Annotated in this window: 21 protein-coding genes; 12 read left to right on the top strand and 9 right to left on the bottom strand. The window is 62.9% G+C overall.

Annotation, left to right across the window (positions count from 1 at the left end; all coding sequences use genetic code 11):
* The first annotated feature begins 112 nt into the window (after nucleotides 1-112).
* From ACN5AZ_RS17235 to ACN5AZ_RS17210, 6 genes are all read left to right on the top strand, one after another.
* Nucleotides 113-796 (top strand): adenylate kinase, encoded by a 684-nt coding sequence (locus ACN5AZ_RS17235; RefSeq protein ID WP_419430147.1) that lies wholly within the window; start codon nucleotides 113-115, stop codon nucleotides 794-796.
* A gap of 92 nt (nucleotides 797-888) precedes the next feature.
* On the top strand, nucleotides 889-1,173 hold the full coding sequence (locus ACN5AZ_RS17230) for a DUF4212 domain-containing protein (RefSeq protein WP_419430146.1): 285 nt from the start codon (nucleotides 889-891) through the stop codon (nucleotides 1,171-1,173).
* Between the two features lie 2 nt (nucleotides 1,174-1,175).
* Nucleotides 1,176-2,960: a sodium:solute symporter family protein gene (locus ACN5AZ_RS17225; RefSeq protein ID WP_419430145.1), complete on the top strand. Its 1,785-nt coding sequence runs from the start codon at nucleotides 1,176-1,178 to the stop codon at nucleotides 2,958-2,960.
* Between the two features lie 163 nt (nucleotides 2,961-3,123).
* The gene (locus ACN5AZ_RS17220; protein WP_419430144.1) at nucleotides 3,124-4,941 is read left to right on the top strand and encodes a putative nucleotidyltransferase substrate binding domain-containing protein; all 1,818 of its coding nucleotides are present in this window, start codon (nucleotides 3,124-3,126) and stop codon (nucleotides 4,939-4,941) included.
* Between the two features lie 36 nt (nucleotides 4,942-4,977).
* Nucleotides 4,978-5,472 (top strand): hypothetical protein, encoded by a 495-nt coding sequence (locus tag ACN5AZ_RS17215; RefSeq protein ID WP_419430143.1) that lies wholly within the window; start codon nucleotides 4,978-4,980, stop codon nucleotides 5,470-5,472.
* On the top strand, nucleotides 5,472-6,878 hold the full coding sequence (locus tag ACN5AZ_RS17210) for an exonuclease domain-containing protein (protein WP_419430142.1): 1,407 nt from the start codon (nucleotides 5,472-5,474) through the stop codon (nucleotides 6,876-6,878). The genes ACN5AZ_RS17215 and ACN5AZ_RS17210 overlap by 1 nt, the downstream gene beginning before the upstream one ends.
* A gap of 29 nt (nucleotides 6,879-6,907) precedes the next feature.
* On the opposite strand, the gene ACN5AZ_RS17205 is transcribed toward ACN5AZ_RS17210, so the two are convergent.
* The 3 genes from ACN5AZ_RS17205 to ACN5AZ_RS17195 all read right to left on the bottom strand — a co-directional run bounded on the left by ACN5AZ_RS17205 (nucleotide 6,908) and on the right by ACN5AZ_RS17195 (nucleotide 9,654).
* Nucleotides 6,908-7,669: an SDR family NAD(P)-dependent oxidoreductase gene (locus ACN5AZ_RS17205; protein ID WP_419430141.1), complete on the bottom strand. Its 762-nt coding sequence runs from the start codon at nucleotides 7,667-7,669 to the stop codon at nucleotides 6,908-6,910.
* Nucleotides 7,670-7,747: 78 nt separating this feature from the next.
* The gene (locus ACN5AZ_RS17200) at nucleotides 7,748-9,064 is read right to left on the bottom strand and encodes a TRAP transporter large permease (RefSeq protein ID WP_419430140.1); all 1,317 of its coding nucleotides are present in this window, start codon (nucleotides 9,062-9,064) and stop codon (nucleotides 7,748-7,750) included.
* Nucleotides 9,061-9,654: a TRAP transporter small permease gene (locus tag ACN5AZ_RS17195; protein ID WP_419430139.1), complete on the bottom strand. Its 594-nt coding sequence runs from the start codon at nucleotides 9,652-9,654 to the stop codon at nucleotides 9,061-9,063. Before ACN5AZ_RS17195 ends, ACN5AZ_RS17200 begins: the two co-directional genes overlap by 4 nt.
* A 285-nt stretch (nucleotides 9,655-9,939) precedes the next feature.
* Here ACN5AZ_RS17195 and ACN5AZ_RS17190 point away from each other — a divergent pair, with 285 nt between their 5' ends.
* The 6 genes from ACN5AZ_RS17190 to ACN5AZ_RS17165 all read left to right on the top strand — a co-directional run bounded on the left by ACN5AZ_RS17190 (nucleotide 9,940) and on the right by ACN5AZ_RS17165 (nucleotide 18,283).
* A complete protein-coding gene (locus ACN5AZ_RS17190; protein ID WP_419430138.1) occupies nucleotides 9,940-12,237 on the top strand; it encodes an ATP-binding protein in 2,298 nt (765 codons plus the stop codon).
* 89 nt (nucleotides 12,238-12,326) lie between these two features.
* Nucleotides 12,327-13,202, top strand: a complete 876-nt coding sequence (locus ACN5AZ_RS17185; protein ID WP_419430137.1) for a bifunctional helix-turn-helix transcriptional regulator/GNAT family N-acetyltransferase — start codon at nucleotides 12,327-12,329, stop codon at nucleotides 13,200-13,202.
* A 129-nt stretch (nucleotides 13,203-13,331) separates the two neighbouring features.
* On the top strand, nucleotides 13,332-14,591 hold the full coding sequence (locus ACN5AZ_RS17180; RefSeq protein ID WP_419430136.1) for an imelysin family protein: 1,260 nt from the start codon (nucleotides 13,332-13,334) through the stop codon (nucleotides 14,589-14,591).
* 104 nt (nucleotides 14,592-14,695) lie between these two features.
* The gene (locus tag ACN5AZ_RS17175; RefSeq protein WP_419430135.1) at nucleotides 14,696-16,216 is read left to right on the top strand and encodes a di-heme oxidoredictase family protein; all 1,521 of its coding nucleotides are present in this window, start codon (nucleotides 14,696-14,698) and stop codon (nucleotides 16,214-16,216) included.
* The gene (locus ACN5AZ_RS17170; RefSeq protein ID WP_419430134.1) at nucleotides 16,216-17,205 is read left to right on the top strand and encodes an imelysin family protein; all 990 of its coding nucleotides are present in this window, start codon (nucleotides 16,216-16,218) and stop codon (nucleotides 17,203-17,205) included. Before ACN5AZ_RS17175 ends, ACN5AZ_RS17170 begins: the two co-directional genes overlap by 1 nt.
* A gap of 1 nt (nucleotide 17,206) precedes the next feature.
* Nucleotides 17,207-18,283, top strand: a complete 1,077-nt coding sequence (locus ACN5AZ_RS17165) for a DUF1513 domain-containing protein (protein WP_419430133.1) — start codon at nucleotides 17,207-17,209, stop codon at nucleotides 18,281-18,283.
* Between the two features lie 7 nt (nucleotides 18,284-18,290).
* Here the strand turns inward: ACN5AZ_RS17165 and ACN5AZ_RS17160 are convergent, their stop codons facing one another.
* The 6 genes from ACN5AZ_RS17160 to urtB all read right to left on the bottom strand — a co-directional run bounded on the left by ACN5AZ_RS17160 (nucleotide 18,291) and on the right by urtB (nucleotide 23,482).
* Nucleotides 18,291-18,623, bottom strand: coding sequence for an FmdB family zinc ribbon protein (locus ACN5AZ_RS17160; protein ID WP_419430132.1), 333 nt, complete (start codon nucleotides 18,621-18,623; stop codon nucleotides 18,291-18,293).
* A gap of 76 nt (nucleotides 18,624-18,699) precedes the next feature.
* Nucleotides 18,700-19,929, bottom strand: coding sequence for a formamidase (fmdA, locus tag ACN5AZ_RS17155; protein ID WP_419430131.1), 1,230 nt, complete (start codon nucleotides 19,927-19,929; stop codon nucleotides 18,700-18,702).
* A 23-nt stretch (nucleotides 19,930-19,952) separates the two neighbouring features.
* Complete coding sequence (urtE, locus tag ACN5AZ_RS17150; RefSeq protein WP_419430130.1) at nucleotides 19,953-20,642, bottom strand: urea ABC transporter ATP-binding subunit UrtE; 690 nt, start codon at nucleotides 20,640-20,642, stop codon at nucleotides 19,953-19,955.
* A gap of 9 nt (nucleotides 20,643-20,651) precedes the next feature.
* Nucleotides 20,652-21,404 (bottom strand): urea ABC transporter ATP-binding protein UrtD, encoded by a 753-nt coding sequence (gene urtD, locus ACN5AZ_RS17145; RefSeq protein ID WP_419430129.1) that lies wholly within the window; start codon nucleotides 21,402-21,404, stop codon nucleotides 20,652-20,654.
* Nucleotides 21,405-21,410: 6 nt separating this feature from the next.
* On the bottom strand, nucleotides 21,411-22,541 hold the full coding sequence (gene urtC / locus ACN5AZ_RS17140; RefSeq protein WP_419430128.1) for an urea ABC transporter permease subunit UrtC: 1,131 nt from the start codon (nucleotides 22,539-22,541) through the stop codon (nucleotides 21,411-21,413).
* 14 nt (nucleotides 22,542-22,555) lie between these two features.
* The gene (urtB, locus tag ACN5AZ_RS17135) at nucleotides 22,556-23,482 is read right to left on the bottom strand and encodes an urea ABC transporter permease subunit UrtB (protein ID WP_419430127.1); all 927 of its coding nucleotides are present in this window, start codon (nucleotides 23,480-23,482) and stop codon (nucleotides 22,556-22,558) included.
* Between the last annotated feature and the right edge of the window lie 41 nt (nucleotides 23,483-23,523).

Genomic DNA, 23,523 nt, shown 5'->3' with positions numbered 1-23,523 from the left:
GCGCAAAATCGCCGAAAACGACTACGCAACCCTCGGCGACACCTCAACCCTCGCCGACCCATCCGTCGTCGACGACCTCATTCACAACAGAATGAACAAGGGCGAATAGGCCATGCTGGACAGAGCACAAAGCCCCGCCCCCGTCTTGATCATCCTTGGCCCGCCCGGCGCGGGCAAAGGCACCCAAGCGCGCAGGCTGGAACAGGATTTCGGCCTGATCCAGTTGTCCACCGGCGACCTGCTGCGCGCCGCTGTCGCCGCGCAAACACCCGCAGGGCTGCGCGCCAGATCGGTGATGGAGGCAGGCGGTCTGGTGTCCGACGACATCGTCACAGCCATTTTGCGCGATCGGATGGCACAGGCCGACTGCGCCCGTGGCGTCATCCTCGATGGCTTTCCCCGCACTCAGGTTCAGGCCGAGGCGCTGGATGCGCTGTTGGCGGAAACCGGACAGCGGATCAACGCGGCGATCAGCCTGAATGTGGACGACGCGGCGATGGTGACCCGGATCGCGGGACGCTACACCTGCGCCAACTGCGGTGAGGGCTGGCACGACAGCTTTAAACAGCCGCAGGTTGACGGGGTCTGCGACAGGTGCGGGGGCACCACGTTCAAACGCCGCCCCGATGACACCCCCGATACGGTGGCGAGCCGGCTTGCGGCCTATCACGATCAGACCGCCCCGTTGATCGCGTACTATCGCGCACGCGGGGCACTGATCGGCATCGATGCCATGGGGGACATCGACACCATCACCCAAAAACTCGGCGCAATTGTAAAAACCGCCACCCGCTGAGGGCGGCGGCACACCGGCCTTGGCCGGACCACAGGAGAGGACCGCCTTGCCACACCGGCAAAGGCGAAATTCAGGGAAGGAGGACCCGCATCATGGCGGATCACACAACAAATCCGGCCACATCGGCCGAAGGGGACCGGACCTATTGGTCGGCCAACCTGCGCATTATTTCTGTCTGTCTGGTGATCTGGGCATTGGTTAGCTTTGGCTTCGGCATCCTGCTGCGCCCTGCCCTGTCGGGCATCACGGTGGGCGGCACGGATCTGGGCTTCTGGTTCGCCCAGCAGGGCTCGATCCTGGTCTTTCTGGGGCTGATCTTTTTCTACGCCTTCCGGATGAACCGACTGGATCGTGAATTCGGCGTCGAGGAGGAATGATCATGGATCAGTTCACCATCAACCTGCTGTTCGTCGGCGCGTCCTTTGCGCTGTATATCGGCATTGCGATCTGGGCGCGTGCCGGATCGACCTCTGAGTTCTATGCCGCCGGACGCGGTGTGCATCCCGTCACCAACGGCATGGCGACGGCGGCAGACTGGATGTCTGCGGCCTCGTTTATCTCGATGGCCGGCCTGATCGCCTTTGTCGGCTATGACAATTCCACCTATCTGATGGGCTGGACCGGCGGCTATGTGCTGCTGGCTTTGTTGCTGGCACCCTACTTGCGCAAGTTCGGCAAATTCACCGTGTCCGAGTTTATCGGCGACCGGTTCTATTCGCCGACCGCGCGGCTTGTGGCGGTGATCTGTCTGATCGTGGCCTCTGTGACCTATGTGATTGGCCAGATGACTGGTGTGGGCGTGGCCTTTGGCCGGTTTCTCGAGGTGTCCAACACCACGGGCCTGCTGATAGGCGCGGTTGTCGTCTTTGCCTATGCAGTGTTTGGCGGCATGAAAGGTGTCACCTACACACAGGTGGCGCAGTATTGTGTTCTGATCCTCGCCTATACGATCCCGGCGATCTTTATCTCGCTGCAGTTGACCGGCAATCCGGTTCCCGCCTTGGGGCTGTTCGGCGCTGACCAATCCTCGGGCGAGCCTTTGTTGGCGAAGCTCGACCAAATCGTGCGCGAGCTGGGGTTTAGCGAATACACCGCCCACAATGGCGATACCTTTAACATGGTGTTGTTCACCCTGACGCTGATGATCGGCACCGCTGGTCTGCCGCATGTGATCATGCGCTTTTTCACCGTGCCAAAGGTGGCAGACGCGCGTTGGTCTGCCGGTTGGGCGCTGGTGTTTATCGCGCTGCTTTACCTGACAGCCCCTGCGGTGGGCGCCATGGCGCGACTGAACATCACCACGCAGTTCTGGCCCGAGGGCACATCCGGTGCGCCGGTCTCGTCCGAGACCATCGCCAGCGATCCCGCCTATGACTGGATGGCCACCTGGCAGAAGACCCAGATGCTTGGCTGGGAAGACAAGAATGGCGACGGGCGCATTGCCTATTTCAACGATGCCGATCCCGAAACCGTGGCCGCGATGGAGGCCGCAGGCTGGGGCGCGGAAAACGAGCTGACCAACTTCAACCGTGACATCCTTGTTCTGGCCAATCCGGAAATTGCGAACCTGCCGGGCTGGGTGATCGGTCTGGTGGCGGCAGGGGGTCTGGCTGCCGCATTGTCGACCGCAGCCGGGCTGTTGCTGGCGATTTCCTCGGCGGTGAGCCACGATCTGCTCAAGGGGCAGCTGACCCCGAACATGTCGGAGAAGACCGAGCTGATGTCGGCGCGGATCGCCATGGCCGTGGCCATTGCCGTGGCCACCTATCTGGGTCTGAACCCGCCGGGCTTTGCGGCGCAGACCGTGGCGCTGGCTTTTGGTCTGGCGGCGGCATCGATCTTCCCTGTGCTGATGATGGGCATCTTTACCAAGGTGAACAACAAAGGCGCAGTGGCGGGCATGGTAACGGGTCTGGTGGTGACGCTGGTCTATATCTTCCTGCACAAGGGGTGGTTCTTTATCCCCGACACCAACAGCTTTACCGATGCGGATCCGCTTTTGGGCACGATCAAATCGACCTCCTTCGGGGCGGTTGGTGCGGCGCTGAACTTTGCCGTTGCGTTTATCGTGTCGCGGATCACCGCCCCGATCCCGCGTGAAATCGAAGAACTGGTGGATTCGGTCCGCGTGCCGCGCGGCGCCGGTGCTGCTGTCGATCACTGACGCATTGCACAATGACTGTGATGACCGGCCTTTGGAAACCGAAGGCCGGTCATTGATTTAAGAAGGCCATGTTGCGGGGGCGCTGCCCCCGCGCCCCCGAGGTATTTAAGCCAAGAAAAAACGATGTGTTTGGGCAGGTGAGGGCCCAAGGGAGGACGTGCAGATGGATCGGCAGGAGATAAGGGACTTTCTGGCGGGCGTGCATCCCTACGACACCTTGGAAGCAGATCAATTCGGCGCTGTGGCGGGGGCGTTTCGCTGCGCGCGATTTGCAAGTGGCGATCTGGTTTACGGCTATGGCACGCCTTTGGCGGGGGTGTTTTTGATCTACCGTGGCGCCGTGGAGGTCTGCGATGCGCGCGGTTGTGTGATCTCGGAGTTGGGGCCGCGGAATTCCTTTGGGGAACGGGGCGTGTTGCGCGATGGTTTTGCGGTCACGCAGGCGCGCGCGGTGGACGACTGCGAGATATTGGTGCTCCCACCTGCTGCGTTTCATGCGATGTATGATAGCGCGGAGGCGGTTCGGCGGTTCTTTGATCGCGGGCCGGGGGTGCGCAAGGCGGCGTCCGGGACCGGGCGTTTGATCCGCTCTGTCATGGAGGTGGATGTGGTCACCTGCCCGGGATCGACGCCCGCGCAGGAGGCGGCGGCGCTTTTGTCGGAACGACAGGCCACGGCTGTCTGTGTTGTGACCCGGTTCGGGACAGCGGAGGGCATCGTGACTTTGGGGGATCTGGCCCGACGGGTTCTGGCCCAAGGGGTTTCGCCGTTGACCCCGCTGTCCCAGATCATGTCGCGCGACCTGCTGTGCCTGCCGCCGGAGGTGACATGTGACAGGGCGCTGGAGTTGATGCAGGCACGCGGTGTGGACCATTTGCCTGTGGTCGAAGGCTGTGTCTTGGTTGGCATGGTCAGGCGGTCCGATCTTTTGCAGGTGCGTGATCCCAGCACCACCGGTTTGGTAGCGCGGATCATGCGGGCCGCTGACGTGGCCGCCATGACGCAGGTGATGGAGCAACTGCCGATCGCGCTGTCGCGCATGGTTGGTCAGGGTTTGCGGCACGGGTTGGTGACGCGGTCTGTCAGCGATGTGGCCGACGCGGTGACCCGCCGCCTGCTGGATTTGGCAACTGCCCGCCTGGGCCCGCCGCCTGTGCCCTTTGTCTGGGCGGCCTGCGGCAGTCAGGGGCGGCAGGAGCAGACCGGCGTGTCGGATCAGGACAATGTGCTGATCCTCGACGACCGGTTCACAGAGGACATGCGCCCCTATTTTGCCGAGCTTGCGCAGTATGTCTCGGACGGGTTGAACGACTGCGGCTATGTCTACTGCCCCGGCGGCATGATGGCCACCACGGCGCGGTGGTGCCAGCCCCTGTCCGTGTGGCGGGGCTACTTTCGCCAATGGATCGACCGCCCTGACACGTCGGCGCAGATGCTGGCCTCTGTGATGTTCGATTTGCGCGCGATCTTTGGAGAGGATGCGTTGCTGACGGAATTGCAGGAGGCCACGATGCAGGCGGCGCAGGCCAACAGTATCTTTGTTGCGCATATGGTGTCGAATGCCCTGACACATTCACCGCCGCTGGGGCTGTTGCGTGGCCTTGCCACAATCCGGTCGGGCGAGCATCGCAACCAGATCGACATGAAGCTGTCCGGTGTCGTGCCGGTGGTCGATCTGGGGCGCATTTATGCCTTGCAGAACGGGCTGCGCGTCGTGAACACGCAAAGCCGGTTGCAGGCAGCCATGGACGCAGGCGGGCTGAGCCAATCGGGCGGGCGGGACCTGTTGGCGGCGTATGAGTTGATCGCGGACATGCGGCTGGAACATCAGGCACGCCAAATCCGGCGGGGCGAGGCTGCGGACAACTATGTGGTGCCGGCGCGACTGTCAGATTTTGAGCGCAGTCATCTACGGGATGCGTTTGTCGTTGTGAAATCAATGCAATCGGCCGCCGGACATGGCAGAGCATGGATGAGCTGACAACGGGTTTCGGCGAATCGGGGGGAGGTCCACACCATGATATTCGAACTGCTTGCGGTCATATTCGCAGGGCTGGCCGGTGCGGGTCTGATGCTGATGATCTCGCGGTTTGCCTCCCTTCCGCGCTGGTGGGTGCCGATGGGGGCCGGGGCTACGATGCTGGCCGCGACCCTGTCGTCGGAATACGGGTGGTACGGGCGCACCGCAGCCTCCTTGCCGCAAGGCGTGGTCGTGGCGCAGACCCTGCCCGTCAGCGTGCCATGGCGGCCATGGAGCTACGTCATGCCCCTGACCGAAGGTTTCGTGGCCGTGGATCGTGGCAATTTGCGGCCCAACAGCCAGACCCCTGATCTGTATCTTGCCGATGTCTATCTTTTTGGCCGCTGGCAGCCTGTCCGCGTGATCGAGGTCATGGTCGATTGTGCCGGACAGCGCCGCGCCGATCCCGGCCAGAGCCAAGCGGCCGAGCCTGTCTGGCGCGATGTCGGAGCGGACGATCCCGTTGTGGCCAAAGTTTGCGAGGTGGCGTGATGTTCGACAAACTGTCCTTACGGTTGCGGGTGTTCTTGTTCTTCTGCCTGATGGGATTGGGCGGCGCGGCGCTGTTTGTGGGCGCGCTTTATGCCGGCTGGTTGCGCGCCATGAGCTCTGGCATCACGGACGGGTTTATCTTTGCCGCTGTCTTGGCGTCTTTGGCCGTGGTGGCGCTTGCGACCGGGGTCTGGCTGTTGTTTGACGAACATCTGGCCAAGCCGATCCAGCGCCTGTCCACCGAATTGCGCATTCGCGCCCATACCGATGCAGCCATCGATTTCGATTTCAACTCGACCCGCTATCTGGGGGATTTGACGCCCGCCGCATCGGCGCTATCGACGAAGGCCACGCAAAGCGCCATGGCGATTGCCGACCAGATCGCTGCGGAAACCGCGCGGCTTGATCGCGAGCGCGCCAAGCTGACCGCGCTTTTGTCCGATATTCCGGTGGCCACTTTGCTGATCAATGCCTCAGACCGGATCGTGCTGTACGACGGGCAGGCCGCCGAGGTGCTGGGCAGTCAGGCAGTGCCAAAGCTCAACGCCGCGCTGTCGGATTACTTCGACGAGGCGTCTTTGATGCAGGCGCGCCAAAAGCTGGGCCAATCGGGGCGCGAAGTCAGTTGCACCCTGAAGGGGCGCAACGCGGTGCAATTCTTTCCCGCGCGCCTGCGCCCCATGCGCGAAGGCGGCTACATGATCTTGATCGACGGCGCCGAAGTTGACCTGAAAAGCGATGAAGACCGCCCCCTGACCTATGATTTCGACCTGCTGGAAACAGAGACCACTGAAACCGATGAAAAGTCCCTGCGGCGGCTGAGCTTTACCGTCTTCGATACCGAAACCACCGGGCTTTTGCCGCATAAGGACGACGTGGTGCAGATTGGCGCGGTCCATGTGGTCAATGGCCGGATCGTCCCGGGCGAGACCATTGACCAGCTTGTTGATCCCGGGCGGCCGATCCCGGTTTCCTCGACCCGGGTTCACCACGTCACAGATCAGATGGTGGCGGGCCAGCCCGATATCATCGAGGCCGGGCGCGCCCTGCACCGTTTCGCCAAGGGGTCGGTGATCGTGGCGCATAACGCGCCCTTCGACATGGCCTTTCTACACCGCCACAAAGGGCGCATGGACGTCGATTGGGACAACCCCGTGCTGGACACGGTTTTGTTGTCCGCGATCCTGTTTGGCACGACAGAGGACCATACGCTGGATGCGCTTTGCGCGCGGCTGGATGTGTCGATCCCGTCCGAACTGCGCCACAGCGCGCTTGGCGATGCGATGGGCACGGCACAGGTCTTTGTGCGGATGCTGCCCATGCTGGAAGCCCGCGGCATGATCAAACTGGGCGATGTCATTGCCGAATCCAAACGCCACGGGCGGTTGCTCAATGATCTGAACTAGGCGCGCGAGGCCCGCGCGCCTGGACCGTATCAGCGCTGTGGCAGTCGCACAGCGGCGTCCAGCCGGATCACGGTCCCGTTCAGATAGCGGTTCTCGCAGATCTGGCAGACCGTCTGCGCATATTCCGCAGGATCGCCCAACCGGTGCGGGTAGGGAATGTTTGCGACAATGCCGTCAACGGTCTCTTGCGGCAGGCCTTGCATCATGGGAGTGTTGAACAGCCCCGGCGCAATGGCCATCACCCGCACGCCCTGCTTTGCCATTTCGCGCGCGGCGGGCAAACACATCGACGCAATGGCCCCTTTGGACGCGCTATAGGCCACCTGCCCGATCTGACCGTCTTCATAGGCCACCGAGGCGGTGTTCACGATCACGCCGCGTTCTCCATCCTCAAGCGGCTCCAGCGCCATCATCGCACGTGCCGCATGGGACATCACGTGATAGGTCCCCAGAACGTTCACCTGCAGCACGCGGGCAAACATATCGGTGGCAAGCTGCCCGTCGCGGCCCACGACCCGTGCCGCCGGAGCGATACCCGCGCAGTTCACCACGATACGCGGCGCACCCAGTTTGTCCACGATGGACTGGACCGCCTGCGCCACCGATGTCTCGTCCGACACATCTGTCTGGACCGCATGACCGCCGATCTCGCGGGCGACCTCAGCCGCGCCGTCGAGGTCGAAATCCAGAATGCCGACACGTGCGCCTTCAGCGGCCAGCTTGCGCGCCGTTGCCGCCCCCAGCCCCCGCGCACCGCCTGTGACGATCGCTGTCTGTCCCGATACTTGCATGAATCCTCCCCTGTTGCAGGCGCCCCCTGCCCCCCGCGCGATCGTCTGCACGGGTCAGGCTCCTCCACCAAAGGGGCGCTATGCGGGTAACAAGAACAGCGTGATGGCGGGAAAGGCAACCAGAAGCACAACGCGAAGCAGATCGGAGGCCACGAAATAGGTCACCGCCGCGTAGGTCCGGCTCATGGGCGTCTCAGGGTCCATGCCGTTGATGACGAACAGGTTCATCCCCACCGGTGGCGTGATCAAACCGACCTCCACCACGATCAGCACCAAAATGCCGAACCAGATGGCCGTGTGTTCGGGGCTTAGCCCGAAATCCATCGCCTCGATCACCGGAAAGAAGATCGGCACCGTCAGCAGGATCATCGACAGGCTGTCCATGAAACACCCCAGCAGCAGATAGATCACAAGGATCGCCGCCAGCACCGCCAAGGGGGTCAGACCCAGATCGACCACCCAGGCCGACAGCTCTTGGGGCACGCGGGTCCGGGCAAGGAAGGAGTTATAGAACGCAGCCCCCAGCACGATGAAAAAGATCATCCCCGATGACCGCGCCGTATCGGTGAACCCCGCCCCGAGGCTGCGCCACGTCAGACCGCCATTGGCCCATGCGATTACACCGGTCCCCAGCGCGCCCACGGCGGCCCCTTCGGTCGGGGTGAAGATACCGCCATAGATGCCACCCACCACGGCGATAAACACCAGCAGCACCGGCCAGACGTCCCGCAGCAGCCGGAACCGTTCCGCAATCGCCACCGGCGCACGCACGCCTGCGCTGGCGGGGTGGATGCGCACATAGAGGGAGACGGCGATCATATACCCGACAGCGGCCAACAGCCCCGGAACAAAGGCCGCAAGGAACAGCTTGGCGATATTCTGTTCGGTCAGCATCGCGTAGATCACCAGCACGACCGACGGCGGGATCAGGATGCCCAGCGTGCCGCCCGCCGCCAGCGTCGCGGTCGAAAACCCGCCATCGTAGCCGTAGCGGTTCAGCTCTGGCAGGGCGACGCGGCTCATGGTGGCGGCTGTGGCCAGCGACGACCCGCAGATTGCGCCGAACCCGGCACAGGCTCCGATGGCGGCCATGGCAACGCCGCCCCGCCGATGACCCAAAAAGCTTTCGGCGGCGCGAAACAGCGATTGCGACATGCCGCCCAGCGTGGCGAAATACCCCATCAGCAGAAACATCGGCACGATCGACAGCGTGTAGCTGGAGAACGTCGTGTAGGCGAGATCCTTGAGCTGGGCCATCGGCAAACGGGTGTTGCCCATCACCAGCCACAGACCCGCAAACCCGGTCGAAAACATGGCCAGACCGATGGGCATGCGGGCAAAGATCAGCACCAAAAGCGCAGGCAGGGACCAGATCCCGATTTCCAGATTGCTCATATGCGGACCTGCTGCGGCGCGCGGACAAAGGCCCGCCCCGTGATCAATTCCATCCCAGCGATCACCGCATTCACACAGGCTGCCACGGCGGTCAGCACGGCGCCGGCCAGACAGGCAGCATAGGCCCACCAGATCGGCAGCTCCAACAGCGTGGTGGTCTGACCGGATTTGAGCTTGCGGGCCAGCCCCTGTTCAAGTTGTAGCGCGATGATCACCAGCACCACGGCCATCAGCACCGCCACGACAAGTTCCAGACCACGGTTGATCCGCTGCGGCAAAGCCCGCGCGAGAATGTCCACGGACGCGTGCCCCTTGGTCAACGTGCACAGCGGCAAAAAGGCGAAGATGCAAAAGGCCATGCCTGCTTCGACCAGCTCATAGTCGCCGCGCACCGCGCCAATGCCGGTGTCGATCAGCGATTGCATCAATTGCGGCGCAAAGCCCGTATCGCGCAGACTGTGCAGAACCGCGTTGATCTCGCGCCCGAGGATGGACAGGCAGGTCAGCACGATCAAGCCCGCCAGAACCGCCCCCCCGATCCAGGCCGCTGCCCGCGCCAGTATGTCCACCATGCGGTATGCCACCGTCATCGCAGTCCCCCAAAACCCGTTTTGCCGCGTCCGTCTGCGGTATTTTTGCCGCGCTGTCCATCTTGGCCGCGCAGATGTACCACCAAAAACCCCAGCCTGTCGCGCAAACGGCATACTGCCCGGATCGGCATAAACCGGCGCAAACCCTTACCCGATCAAGACCTTGCCTGCCAAAGCCAGACGTCGCCAAGCTTGCGCGATGGCCATTTCCGCGTCTATGCTCGGTGCCATACTACACCGGTTTTCAACAAATTATCAGTTCGCCAACAGGACCGTTTGCCCCGTATGTCACGCCTATTGCTCAGCTCTCCGGCAGATCTGCGACATTTCTCGGTGCTGCAAACCCCGATCTGGGTGTTTGATCTGGACCGTCACGGCATCTGGTGGGCCAATGATCCGGCTATCACGTTCTGGAAGGCCGACAGTCTGGAGGATCTGCGCGGGCGCGATTTCTCGGACGACAGCGACACCGTCCGCACGCGGCTGCGCCAGATTGTGCGGGATTGGCGCGGTGGCCCTGCGGTGCAGGAAACCTGGACGCTTTACCCCAAGGACGAGACCATTCCGACGCTTTTGTCGTTTCAGCCCGTGCGCCTGGGGGGGGCCGTCGATCGTGACGGTGTTCTGGTCGAGGTCTGCCGCACATTCGAGGAGGTCGACGACCCCGACACCCGCCGCCTGATCGAGGCCGCGCGCGGCATCTCGGCGGCAGTGGCGAGCTTTACGCTCGACGGGCAGTTGCTCACGCAAAACCCCACGGCGGCCAGCTGGTATGGCGGCGCGACCAATCTGCAGGACCGCTTTGCCGATCCTGAAACCGCACAACGCGCGCTGACCTGCGCAAAGACCAATCAGGCCCTATCGGTCGAGGCGCTAATGCGGCGCGATCACGGGTTGCGCTGGCATCTGGTGTCCGTGCAACGCGGACGCGATCCCGTCACGGGGCAATACACCCTTGTGCTGTGCGAGGAAGATATCTCTGCCCAACGCATGAACAGCATGCGCCAGCAACAGGCCAACCGCATCCTGAAGGGCACCGTCGCCGAGCGCACCAACCGGCTGCGCCTGTCCGAGGAACGCTTTGCCCTAGCTGCCGAGATGGCCGCGATCTGGGATTGGAATGTGCTCGAGGACAAGGTCTTTCTCTCTGCCAGCCTTGCGCGCGATCTGGGCTACACCGAGGACGAAATGCGCGACATCATGCGCGCGGAGGGTGTTCTGGCGCTGGTCTCTCCCAAGGATCACGCCCAGTTCCGCGCCATCATCGATCTGCGCAGCCGCTCCCCCGAAGATCCCATTTCCGAAGAGCTGCGTTTCGTGCGCAAGGACGGAACGCTGCGCTGGTATCACGCGCAGGGCCGTATGCTGTGCGATGCGACCGGGCAATTGGAACGCTCTGTCGGCCTGCTGACTGACATCACGCAACGCAAACAGCTTGAAAGCACCCTGCGGGCCGCGCACCGGCTGGAGGCCATCGGCCAGCTGACCGGCGGCATCGCCCATGACATCAACAACCTGCTTACCGTCATTCAGGGCAATGCTGAACTGTTACAGGAGCTTGGTCAGGCGGACCCCGATCTGACGCAGGAAATCGTATCCGCTGTGGCGCGGGGCGCGCGGCTGACCGATCACCTGCTGGCCTTCGCCCGTCGTCAGCGGCTCAAACCCTGCACGAATGATCTGGCCGAGATCCTTGACCGGCTGGAGGGGTCGCTGCTGCGGCTGCTGAATGACCGCGTCAGCGTCAACATTGATGTGGCCGAGGAGCTTTGGCCGGTCTGGGCCGACACCGGCCAGCTTGAGGCCGCGCTGATGCATGTGGCGCTGAACGCGCGGGACGCCATGCCCGACGGTGGGCAGTTGACCCTGACCTGCCGCAACCGCGTGATCCATCCCAAGGATCTGGGCGAGAACAGCGAGCTGACACCGGGCACCTATGTGGAAATCGCCGTCTCGGACACCGGCGCCGGCATGATCCCCGACACGCTGTCGCGCGCCTTCGAGCCGTTCTTTACCACCAAGGGGGTCGGCGGCGGTCTGGGCCTGTCGATGGTGCTGGGCTTTTCGCGGCAATCAGGCGGTGACACCCGCATCGAAAACCGTCCCGAAGGCGGCACACGCGTGGTCCTGTATCTGCCGCGCGCCTTGACGCCCGAAGCAACCCAAAGCCCCTCTGCGCCCGCCACATATACCCGTGGGTCAGGGGAACACGTCCATATCCTCGAGGACAGTCTTTCCGTGCGCAACGCGCTGAAACGGATGCTGCATTCGCTTGGCTACCGCACCACGGCGTCGAGCACTGTGAACGATGCCCTTGGCGCCTATGGCGGGACCGACCGACCCGATGTTTTCCTTGTCGATGTGCATTTGGGCAGCGGCCAATGCGGGCTGAACTTTCTGCACGCCTTGCGGGCCTTGGACACGGCGCATCCGGTGGTCCTGATGTCAGGGCTGCCGTTAAACCCCGAAGAGGTAGGGCTGGCCCCGCAGGACATGCCCGCGTTTCTGCCCAAACCCATTGAACGCCAGCGACTGGCCTCGACCTTGGCCGGTGCCGTTCGCGCGATGCCGCGGGTCACGTGACGCGCTTGGAGCGCGAGAGGCATAGCGAAAGCAGTTGACGGCACACAGGGTGACTGACAAAAGTCAGGCAATTGAGCCAGGAGCCTGTCATGCCCACCGATCCCGTCGCGCGCATGCGCCGTTTCAACCGCGCCGTCACCACCGAAGCAGGGCTGCTCGACAGCTCGTTTCTGGGGCGTGGGCGTCCGCTTGGCCCCGCGCGGGTTCTCAATGCGATCGGGCATGGGCTGTGCGATGTGGCCGAAATCCGCGCCTATCTGCGGCTGGATTCCGGTCTGACCAGCCGCCTGCTGCGCGGGCTGGAGGAGGAGGGGCTGATCACGCTAAGCCCGTCGCCCCAAGACGCCCGCCGCCGGATTGCCGCACTGACCCCTGCGGGCGAGGCCGAGTTCGCCGCCTATGAAAGCCTGTCAGACGATCATGCCCGCGACGTGCTGGCCCGTCATCCCCGCCCCGATATCCTGCTGGATGCGATGGATGTTGTCGCAACCGCACTTGGGCTGGACCGTATCACGCTGGAAGAGGTCGCCCCCGAAGACCCGCGCGCTCGCGCCTGTCTGGACATCTACTACGGCGAATTGGCCGAACGGCTGCGCACCGGTTTCGATGTCACCCTGTCCGCCGACCCCGAGGCCGCCGATATGACCGCACCGCGCGGGGCGTTCCTGATTGCCATGTCCGACGGCATGCCCATCGGCTGCGTGGGGCTGAAAGGCACGGACAAAGGCTATGCCGAGATCAAACGGCTTTGGGTGTCGCAGGCGGCGCGCGGCATGGGGCTGGCCGGGCGGCTGATGGATGCAGTCGAAACCCGCGCCCGGGATTTGGGCATTAGCCTGCTGCGTCTGGACACCAATTCCGCCCTGCCTGAGGCCGTGGCCTTTTACCGCAAACGCCAGTGGACCGAGATCGGGCGCTTCAACGAAGACCCCTACCCGGACATCTTTTTCGAAAAGGTGCTGTAAGACACCGCAGACGACCGCGCGCCCATGCCCAAAACCGCCTTGTTGACACATCAAAGTAATTTTGTCGGGATTGACAATGCCGAGTAAACTACTCAGGAAGGGGCAAACCAAATCCAAAGGGAACGCGTCATGAAACTGTTCAAGACCTCCGCAGCCGTCGCGGCATTGTGTGCAACACCTGCATTGGCTGTCGAAAAATCCGAAGTGCTGACAACCTATGCCGACATTGCGCATGCGGGTTACGAGGATTCGCTGATTACCGCCAAAGCGCTGCAAGATGCCGTTGCCGCTTTGGTCGACGCGCCCTCTGACGAGACGCTGGCCGCTGCCCGCGAGGCATGGCTGGCCGCGCGCGTCCCCTATCAGCAGACCGAAGCCTTCCGTTTTGGCAATGCCATCGTTGATGACTGGGAAGGCAAGGTAAACGCATGGCCGCTGGACGAGGGTCTGATCGACTATGTGGATGCCTCCTACGGCGGTCCGAGCGATGAAAACCAGCTCGCCGCGCTGAACGTGGTGGCCAACCCGACCTTCACCCTGTCGGGCAATGAAATCGACGCGACAGAAATCACGCCCGCGCTGATCGCAGACACCCTGCACGAGGCAGACGGCGTCGAGGCCAATGTGGCATCGGGCTATCACGCCATCGAATTCCTGCTGTGGGGTCAGGACCTGAACGGCCACGAGGCCGGTGCAGGCGACCGTCCTGCAAGCGATTTCGCCACCGGCGACGATTGCACCAACGGCAACTGTGACCGCCGCGCGGCCTATCTGCAGGCGGCCACCGACCTGCTGGTGTCCGATCTGGAATGGATCACCGAACAATGGGCCGAGGCAGGCGAAGCCCGCACCACCCTGTTCGACGACGAAGACGCAGGCATCACCGCGATGCTGACCGGCATGGGCTCGCTGTCCTACGGCGAACAGGCGGGTGAGCGGATGCGCCTTGGCCTGATGCTCAACGACCCCGAGGAAGAGCACGACTGCTTCTCGGACAACACCCACAACTCGCACTTCTATGACGGCAAAGGCATCCAGAACGTCTATCTGGGCAGCTACACCCGCGTGGACGGCACCGAAGTCACAGGCCCGAGCCTGAGCGACCTTGTGGCCGAGACCGACGCCGATCTGGACGCCGAACTGACCGCCAAGCTGGACACCACCATGGCCAAGCTGGGCGAGATCGTCGCGGCGGCCGAAGGCGGCTTTGCCTATGACCAGATGCTGGAACGCGGCAACGCCGAAGGCGAGGCGCTGATCATGGGCGGTGTGGACGCGCTGATCGACCAGACCCGCAGCATCGAACGCGTGGTTGCCGCTCTGGGTGCCGCAGATGTGACCATCGAAGGCTCCGACAGCCTCGACTCCCCCGACGCGGTCTTCCAATAAGACAAGATAACAGCTCAGGCGGCAGACCACGTCGCCTGAGCCATTCCATGGCCGCATCCTTCCGGCGGCGATGTCCGCGACGCAAAGGAAGGCATAGGCCAGACATGACGATTTCCCGTATCCGACCAGCCTTGGGCATGATGATCCTCGCCAGCGCCGCCACGGCGCAGCCGCTCGACGACATCCACCTGAATGTGATCCCCCGCACCCAAGCCGAGACCGCCCGCATCCAAGGCGCGCTTGCGGCACCGGACAACTTTGACGCACCGCAGCCGTTTGAACAGATGTCCGGCGGCGCGGCCACGGTGCGGGCGCGGCTCAATCAGGACGCGTTTTCGCAGGCCTCGGGCAATATCTCCTTTGAACGCGAGCTGGATTTCAAGGTCGGCAACGGGCTGTTCAAGAAGATCTGGGTCTCTGCCCCCTCCTCGACGCTGGCCTCTGACGGATTGGGGCCTTTGTTCAACGCCCGCTCCTGCCAGCGTTGCCACATCAAGGACGGGCGCGGCCATCCGCCCGAAGGCCCCGAGGACTCCGCGATTTCGATGTTTTTGCGCGTCTCTGTGCCCGCAGGCCACGACGATCTGGTCCCCGACATCGAGGGCTATCTCGCCACGGTGCCCGAACCCACCTACGGGCTGCAATTGCAGGATTTCGCCGTGGCCGGTCACAATGCGGAATACCGGCTTGAGGTCAGCTACGAAGAAAGAGAGGTCGCGCTGTCCGAGGGGGAGACCGCCTCGCTGCGGGTGCCCAGCTACCGCGCTGCCGATCTGGGTTATGGCCCGCTGGCCGAAGACGCCATGCTGTCGCCGCGCGTCGCCCCGCAAATGATCGGTCTGGGCCTGCTGGAGGCCATTCCCGCCGAGGATATCCTTGCGCTGGCCGATCCTGATGATGCGGACGGCGACGGCATTTCCGGCAAGGCGCAGATCATCTGGTCACCGGAATTCGACCGCCCCATGCTGGGCCGCTTCGGGCTGAAGGCCGGTGCCGCCACTGTGCGCGAACAATCCGCCGCAGCCTTTGCCGGTGATATCGGCATCTCCACCACCATGTTCTCGGCAGGTGCGGGCGAATGCACGGCGGCACAGGTCGATTGTCAGGCCGCCACCCATGGCGACAACGATTTCCGCGGGGTGGAGATCGACGACGACGGCCTGGATTTGGTGACCTTCTACAGCCGCAATCTGGCGGTGCCGGAACGGCGCAATGTGGACGACCCGCAGGTTCTGCGCGGCAAACAGGTGTTCTACGACACCGGTTGCACCGCCTGCCATACGCCGAAATTTGTCACCCATCGCCTGTCGGACCAGCCCGAACAATCGTTCCAGCTGATCTGGCCCTACACCGATATGCTGCTACATGACATGGGTCCGGGACTGGCGGACATGCGCCCCGAGGCCCGCGCCACGGGCCGTGAATGGCGCACGCCACCGCTGTGGGGGATTGGTTTGACCAAGGAAGTCTCGGGCCATACGCAATTCCTGCATGACGGGCGCGCGCGGTCCCTGCTGGAGGCGGTCTTGTGGCACGGGGGCGAGGCCCAGCCTGCCCGCGACCGCGTGGTGTCCATGCCAGCCGCCGACCGCGCCGATCTGATTGCCTTTCTGGAGAGCCTTTGATGCTGAAACGTCTCACCCTGACTTGTACCTTGATGGCTGGCAGCGCGCTTGCCGCGCCCGACCCTGCCGATGTGGTCGCACAGGTCGTGCTGCCCGCGTTTGACAACTTTGTCCAAGAGGCGTCCGGTTTGGATGCGGCGGCACAGGCGCATTGCAACTCCGACGATGCGGAACTGCGCCGCGCATGGGGCGAGGCATTCGACGCATGGATGCGCGTCAGCCACCTGCGGTTCGGCCCGACAGAGGCGGACGACCGCGCCTTTGCGCTGGCCTTTTGGCCCGACAGCAGGGGTGTGACGCCAAAGACGTTGCAGCGCCTGATCGCCGAGGCCGATCCGGTGGTCCAAGACGCGGATGCCTTTGCCGAAGTGTCCGTGGCGGCACGCGGTTTCTACGCCATGGAATTCCTGCTCTATGACGATGCCTTTGCCGCGCAGGGCGATTACACCTGCGCGCTGACGCAGGCCATGACGCATGACATCGCCAAGATCGCGCAGGATATTCGCGCCGACTGGACAAACTTCGCCGAAGAATTCGACCAGACCGGCGGGCGCTACCGCAATGATGCCGAAGCCCTGCAAGAGCTGTACAAAGCGGTGCTCGGCGGGCTGCAATTCACATCCGATGTGCGTCTGGGGCGCCCCATGGGCGACTTCGACGCCCCCCGCCCTGCCCGCGCCGAGGCGCGCCGGTCAGAGCGCTCTCTGCGCCATGTCGCCCTGTCGCTGGAAGGCACGCGCACGCTGGCCTTGGCGCTGGCCGCCGATCATCCCGAGATCGCCCAGTCCATCGAAGACGCCTATGCCGCGGCTTTTGCCGAAATCGACGCGCAGGACAGCCCCGTGTTTGCCGGTGTGACCGACCCAATGGGCCGCTTCCGTGTCGAAGTGCTGCAGCGCGCCATTGATACCATTCGCTACACCATCGGCACAGAACTTGGCCCGAAGCTTGGCGTGGTCGAAGGCTTCAACGCTTTGGACGGGGACTGACATGCTCTCACGACGCGGGATGTTGCGCGGATTGATGGCCGCAGGCCTGTGCCCTGCCCCCACATGGGCGGACACCGGCAGCCCGCGCTATCTGGCGGCGGCGCAGGCATTGGGCGGCGGTTATGAATTGCACGGCTTTGACCGTGGCGGTCAAAGCCTGTTTGCCATCGCCCTACCGGATCGCGGGCACGCAGCAGCGGCGCATCCGACGCAGGCCGTTGCTGTCGGGTTTGCCCGCAGGCCCGGCACCTACGCGCTGGTCATCGACTGCGCGCTGGGGGCGGTCCAGACCCGCCTGACAGCGCCGGAGGGGCGGCATTTCTACGGCCACGGCGCCTACACGCAGGATGGCCGCTATCTGTTTACCACAGAAAACGCCTTTGACACCGCCGAAGGGCGCATCGGCGTTTGGGATGCACTGGACGGCTATCGCCGCGTTGGGGAATTCGCCTCTGGCGGGGTGGGTCCGCACGAGATGCTGCTGATGCCCGATGGCGAAACACTGGCGGTGGCCAACGGCGGGATCGAGACCCATCCCGACGCGGGACGTGCCAAGCTCAACATCCCGTTCATGGAACCGAACCTCAGCTATCTGACGCTGACGGGCGCGCTGCTGGAACAGGTGGCACCCCCGGCCGCCGAGCACAAGAATTCGCTCCGCCATATCGCAAGCGGCCCTGATGGCCAAATCGCCGCCGCCCTGCAATGGGAGGGTGATGTGGCGCAGGCCCCTGCCCTGCTGATGCTGCACAGCCGGGGCGAAACGCCCATCTGGTGCCGCGCGGACGGGGCGGATCACGATGCCATGGACGGCTACGCAGGCAGCGTGTCCTTCAGCGGATCAGGGGCCGAAGTGGCCATCACCTCGCCGCGTGGCGGGCGTGTGCAGGTCTTTGATGCGCGCGATGGGCAACTTCTGCGGCAGGTCATGCTTGATGATGTCTGCGGACTGGCCCCGCATGAGGGCGGCTTTGTGGCCTCTACCGGCGGCGGAGAGGTTTTTGCCCTGCATGGCGATGGGGCCGTCCCGCTCAGCCGTGCGGAATTGGCTTGGGACAACCACATCGTCGCGCTGTAACCATCGCCTAGTGCGAGATCATCCACGGCCGCGCGCTGGGAAAGCTTTTGGAGCCGTCGGGCCGGTGCAATGTCCGCGACGCGGTCTTTGACGTGCCCGAACAACAGCCACAGCCCGGCGGATGCGCGCGGGACGATTTCGGCGCGTGCTGGCTGCGTTCATTGGTGGCAAAGGCCGTCCGCCGCCCCGCGTCCATATTGGCAAAGCGCGGGGCCTGCAGCAGGACGCGCGGCGCAGCCGTGCCACAGGCGGGACAGTCGCAGGGCTTGTCGAAATCCGCCATGGGCGCGCTTTCGGTGAAAGGCCCACAGGCGTCGCAAAGGTAGTCGTAATAGGGCATGGTCTGTCGGTCCTCGAAAGGGTCTGAATGCGCGGCGGCCCGAAATGGCCCGCCGCCCTGATCTGTCAAACAAAGGTCAGATGTCCGGTGCCAACGGAATGTCTACCGACCCGTCAAGGAACTTTTTCGGGCCATCGCTGCCGGGCATGATGTCGAATTCAAAGATCTCGTTGGGCAACCACAAAGTCGCGCAAGCATTGGGAATATCGACCACCCCGGAGATATGCCCCTGCACCGGAGCCGTCCCGAGGATCGCATAGGCCTGCGCACCGGTGTAGCCGAATTTCTTCAGGTATTCGATCGCGTTAAGGCAGGCCTGACGATAGGCGATATGCACATCGAGATAATGCTGCTCGCCCTGTTCATCGACGGAAATCCCCTCGAAGATCAGGTAGTCGTCATATTTCGGCGTGATCGGCGAGGGTTTGAAAATCGGGTTCTTGATCCCGTATTTCTCCATCCCGCCCTTGATCAACTCCACCTGAATGTGCAGCCAGCCGGCCATTTCGATGGCCCCGCAGAAGGTGATCTCGCCGTCGCCCTGACTAAAGTGCAGATCCCCCATCGAAAGCCCTGCGCCATCAACATAGACGGGGAAATAACAGGTGGAGCCGCGCGACAGATCCTTGATGTCGCAGTTGCCACCGTGTTCGCGCGGCGGCACGGTGCGCGCGCCCTCGGCTGCGGCCTTCATGCGCTCGTCGCCCTTCATTGCACCCATATGCGCGCTTTGCGTCGTGGGCAGCGCCGCCAGTTGCGGCGTGCGGTCCGGATCCGTGTCGAACAGCGCCTTTTCACGGGTATTCCACATATCCAGCATCTTGCGGTCGGGCAGACAGCCAATCAATCCGGGATGGATCAGACCCGCATATTTGACCCCCGGCACATGCCGCGACGAGGTGAACATGCCATGGAAATCCCAGATCGATTTCTGCGCCTCGGGGAAGTGTTCGGTCAGGAAACCGCCGCCGTTCTGCTTTGAGAAGAAGCCGTTGAAGCCCCAGTTCATCTCTTCCTTGGCGCCGATGTCGAGGATGTGGACCTTCAGAAGATCCCCCGGCTCTGCCCCTTTGACGCCGATGGGACCGGACAGGTAATGCACCTGTTCCAGCTCCACATCCCGCACATCTGCGGCATCGTCGTCATTGGCGATCTGCCCGCCCGTCCAGTCGTAGGTCTCGATCTTGAAATCGTCCCCCGGTTCAACCCAGACCGCAATCGGGATATCGGGATGCCAACGGTTATGGACCTTTTCGTTGGTGTGCGGGCTTTCCGATAGATCGACGGAAATCAGCGTGTCTGCCATGTGGTTAACTCCCTGTGGTTGGTTCAGACGGATAGGAATTTCGAGACCTTGGCCTCGTCGATGCCCGCACGCGGGCTGTCGTGGACAAATTCGCCGTTCTCGATGACGACGACGCGGTCGGCCACATCCAGCGCGAAAGACAGCACCTGTTCAGACACCACGATGGACAGCCCCTTTTCGTCGCGGATGCGGCGCAGGGTGCGGGCCATTTCGCGGATGATCGACGGCTGGATGCCTTCTGTCGGCTCGTCCAGCAGCAGCACCTTGGGTTTGGAGGCCAGCGCACGGGCAATCGCCAATTGCTGCTGCTGCCCCCCCGACAGGTTGCCGCCGCGCCGCCCCTTCATTTCCAGCAAAACGGGGAACAGCTCGTAGATGTCGCCGGGCACGGTCCGCTCGCCGGTGACGGTCAGACCGGTTTCGACGTTTTCCTGCACCGTCATGGACGAAAAGATCATCCGCCCCTGCGGCACATAGGCCAGCCCGTCGGCCACCCGCTGATGCGGCTTGCCGGTGGTGACCTCGCGGCCGTCTACCGTGATCGCGCCGGATTTGGCGGGAACAATCCCCATCAGGGACTTCATCAGCGTGGTTTTGCCCATGCCGTTGCGGCCCATGATGGCCACGATTTCGCCCGGCGCCACGTCGAGGTTGAGCCCGTGGAGCACCTCGCTTTCGCCATAGGAGGCGCGCAATTGGTTTACGTTCAGCATGTTGACCTCTCAGTGACCCAGATAGACTTCGACGACTTTGGGATCGTTCTGGACGTGGTCCATCGACCCTTCGGACAGCACCTTGCCCTGATGCAGAACCGTGACGCGTGTGGCGATATCGGCGACAAAGCCCATGTCGTGTTCGATCACGATGACCGAGCGGTCCGCGATGATCCGGTTGAGCAGCTCGGCGGTTTTCTTGCGTTCCGCCACCGACATGCCCGCCACAGGTTCGTCCAGCATCAAAAGCTCGGGGTCCTGGATCAGCAGCATCCCGATTTCCAACCACTGCTTTTGGCCGTGGCTGAGATAGGCGGCTTTCTGGGTGAGCAGATCCTTGAGAAAGATCATCTCCGCGATCTCTTCGATGCGTGCCTTTACGGCGGCGTCACGGCGAAAGAACAGCGCACCGAACACGCCATGTCCCTTGGGGTAGCTGAGTTCGAGATTGGCAAAGACCGACAGATCCTCGTAGACGCTGGGCGTCTGGAATTTGCGCCCCACACCTGCGTGCACGATCTGGTCCTCGCGCATCTTCAGCAGCTCGTTGCCCTTGAACGCCACCGCGCCAGAGGTCGCCTTGGTGCGTCCGCAGATCAGGTCCAGAACCGTGGTTTTGCCTGCACCATTGGGGCCGATGATCACGCGGCATTCGTTGGGCTCTACGTAAAAGCTCAGGTCGTTGACCGCCTTGAACCCGTCAAAGGACACGGTCAGCCCCTCGACCATCAGCACATAGTTGGGATTGGTTGCATCAAGCATGTCAGATCACTCCGCCGGGGTGGCTTGGGCTGCGGGTTTCGGCCCGCGTCCCAGCAGTTTCATCAAGCGTGGTTCAACCTGTTCAGCCCAGACCCCCGCCAGCCCGTTGGGGAAGGCCATGACCACGGCGATGAACAGCGCCCCCAGCCCCAGCAGCCACAGTTCGGGAAAGCTTTCGGAAAAGGTCGTCTTGGCCCAGTTCACCAGAAGCGTGCCCCAGACCGCCCCGAGGATGGATAGCCGCCCGCCGACGGCCGCAAAGATCACCATCTCGATAGAGGGCACGATCCCCACGAAACTGGGGGACATGAACCCGACCTGCAGCGTGAACATCGCCCCGCCAATGGCCGCAAAGGCCGCGCCCAGACAGAAGACGAAGATCTTGAAGTTGGCGACGTCATAGCCGGAAAAGCGCACCCGGTCCTCTTGGTCGCGCATGGCGATCAGCAGACGGCCCAGTTTGGATTTGCGCACGAACTGCGCCACCAGCAAAACGGTGAACAAAAGCGCTCCGTTGACGAAATACAAGATGGTCTTGGCGCTGTCGGTGCGGATGTCCCAGCCGTGCAGCGTGCGCAGATCGGTGATCCCGTTGACCCCGCCGGTGAACCCTTGTTGCCCGATGATCAGGATCGTCAGGATCGCGGCGATGGCCTGCGTGATGATGGCGAAATAGACGCCCCCCACACGGCGGCGGAACATGGCCACGCCGATGATGTAGGAAAAGATCACAGGCACCGCGATCACCGCCACCAGCGTGAAGGCAAAGGAATTGAACGGGACCCACCACCACGGCAATTCGCTCAGCTGGTTCCAGTCCATGAAATCGGGAATGCCGGGGGTCGATTGAATGGCGGTGTTCTCGGGGCTCGAGGCCTCGAGCTTTAGAAACATCGCCATGCAGTAGCCGCCAAGGCCAAAGAACACCCCCTGCCCCAGTGACAGGATACCGCCCACGCCCCAGCACAGCACCAGCCCGATCGCCACAAAGGCATAGGTCAGGTATTTGCCGAACAGGTTGAGCCGGAAGGGTTCAAGCAGCAGCGGAAAGACCACAAAGATCACCGCTGCAAGGATCGCATAGCCGATCATGTCGCGCGGCGTCATGAAGGCCTGTTTGAAGGGTTGAGCTTGCATCATATCCTCCGGGATCACTTGCGCAGTTTCAGGGCGAACAGGCCCTGCGGACGCAGCATCAGGATGCCGACCACGGTCAGCAGGGTCAGAACCTTGGCCATCGAACCGGAGAGGAAGAACTCCATGATGGATTGGGCCTGAGAGATCGAAAAAGCGCTGGCGATGGTGCCCAGTAGGCTGCCCGCACCGCCAAAGACGACCACAAGGAAGGTGTCGACGATATAAAGCTGCCCTGCCGTGGGCCCGGTCGAGCCGATCATGGTAAAGGCGCTGCCCGCCACACCTGCTACACCGCAGCCGATGGCAAAGGTCATCCGGTCGGTCCAGGCGGTGTTGATCCCGACCGCATCCGCCATGACACGGTTGTTGTTGATCGCGCGCACCTGCTGGCCCCAGCGCGAGCGGTACATCATGATGTAGACCGCGACGGAAATGCCCACGGCCAGAACCATGACAAAGATCCCGTTGATCGGCACCTCGATCAGGTCGGTCAGCGGCAGCGACCCCATCATCCAGTCAGGGATGGTCACGCCGACTTCGCGCGCGCCAAAGATCGACCGGTAGAGCTGCTGCAGGATCAGCGACAGCCCCCATGTGGCCAGAAGCGTGTCCAGCGGGCGCTTGTACAGATGCCGGATCAGCGCCCATTCGACCAACATTCCGAGCGCGCCGGAGGCTATGAACGCAAGGATCATCGCCACAAAGAAATAGCCAGAGAACAGCGCCGGCATGAAGTCGGCAAAGAGATTGGACACCAGATAGGTGACATAGGCCCCGAGGATCATGAATTCGCCATGGGCCATGTTGATGACGCCCATCTGGCCGAAGATGATCGCCAGACCCAACGCCATCAGGACGAAGACGGAAAAGAGGATGAGACCGGCAAAGCCCTGCATCGCGAAAATCGCGCCGAGCTCGCTGGCAGTGTAACTGGAGAACATGCGCAGCCTATGAGGTTTGTGAGGAAAAAACGGGGGAACGC

It is taken from the genome of Sagittula sp. SSi028 (assembly GCF_048553715.1).
Lineage (GTDB): Bacteria > Pseudomonadota > Alphaproteobacteria > Rhodobacterales > Rhodobacteraceae > Sagittula.
This window is presented reverse-complemented; position numbering and strand designations above follow the sequence as displayed.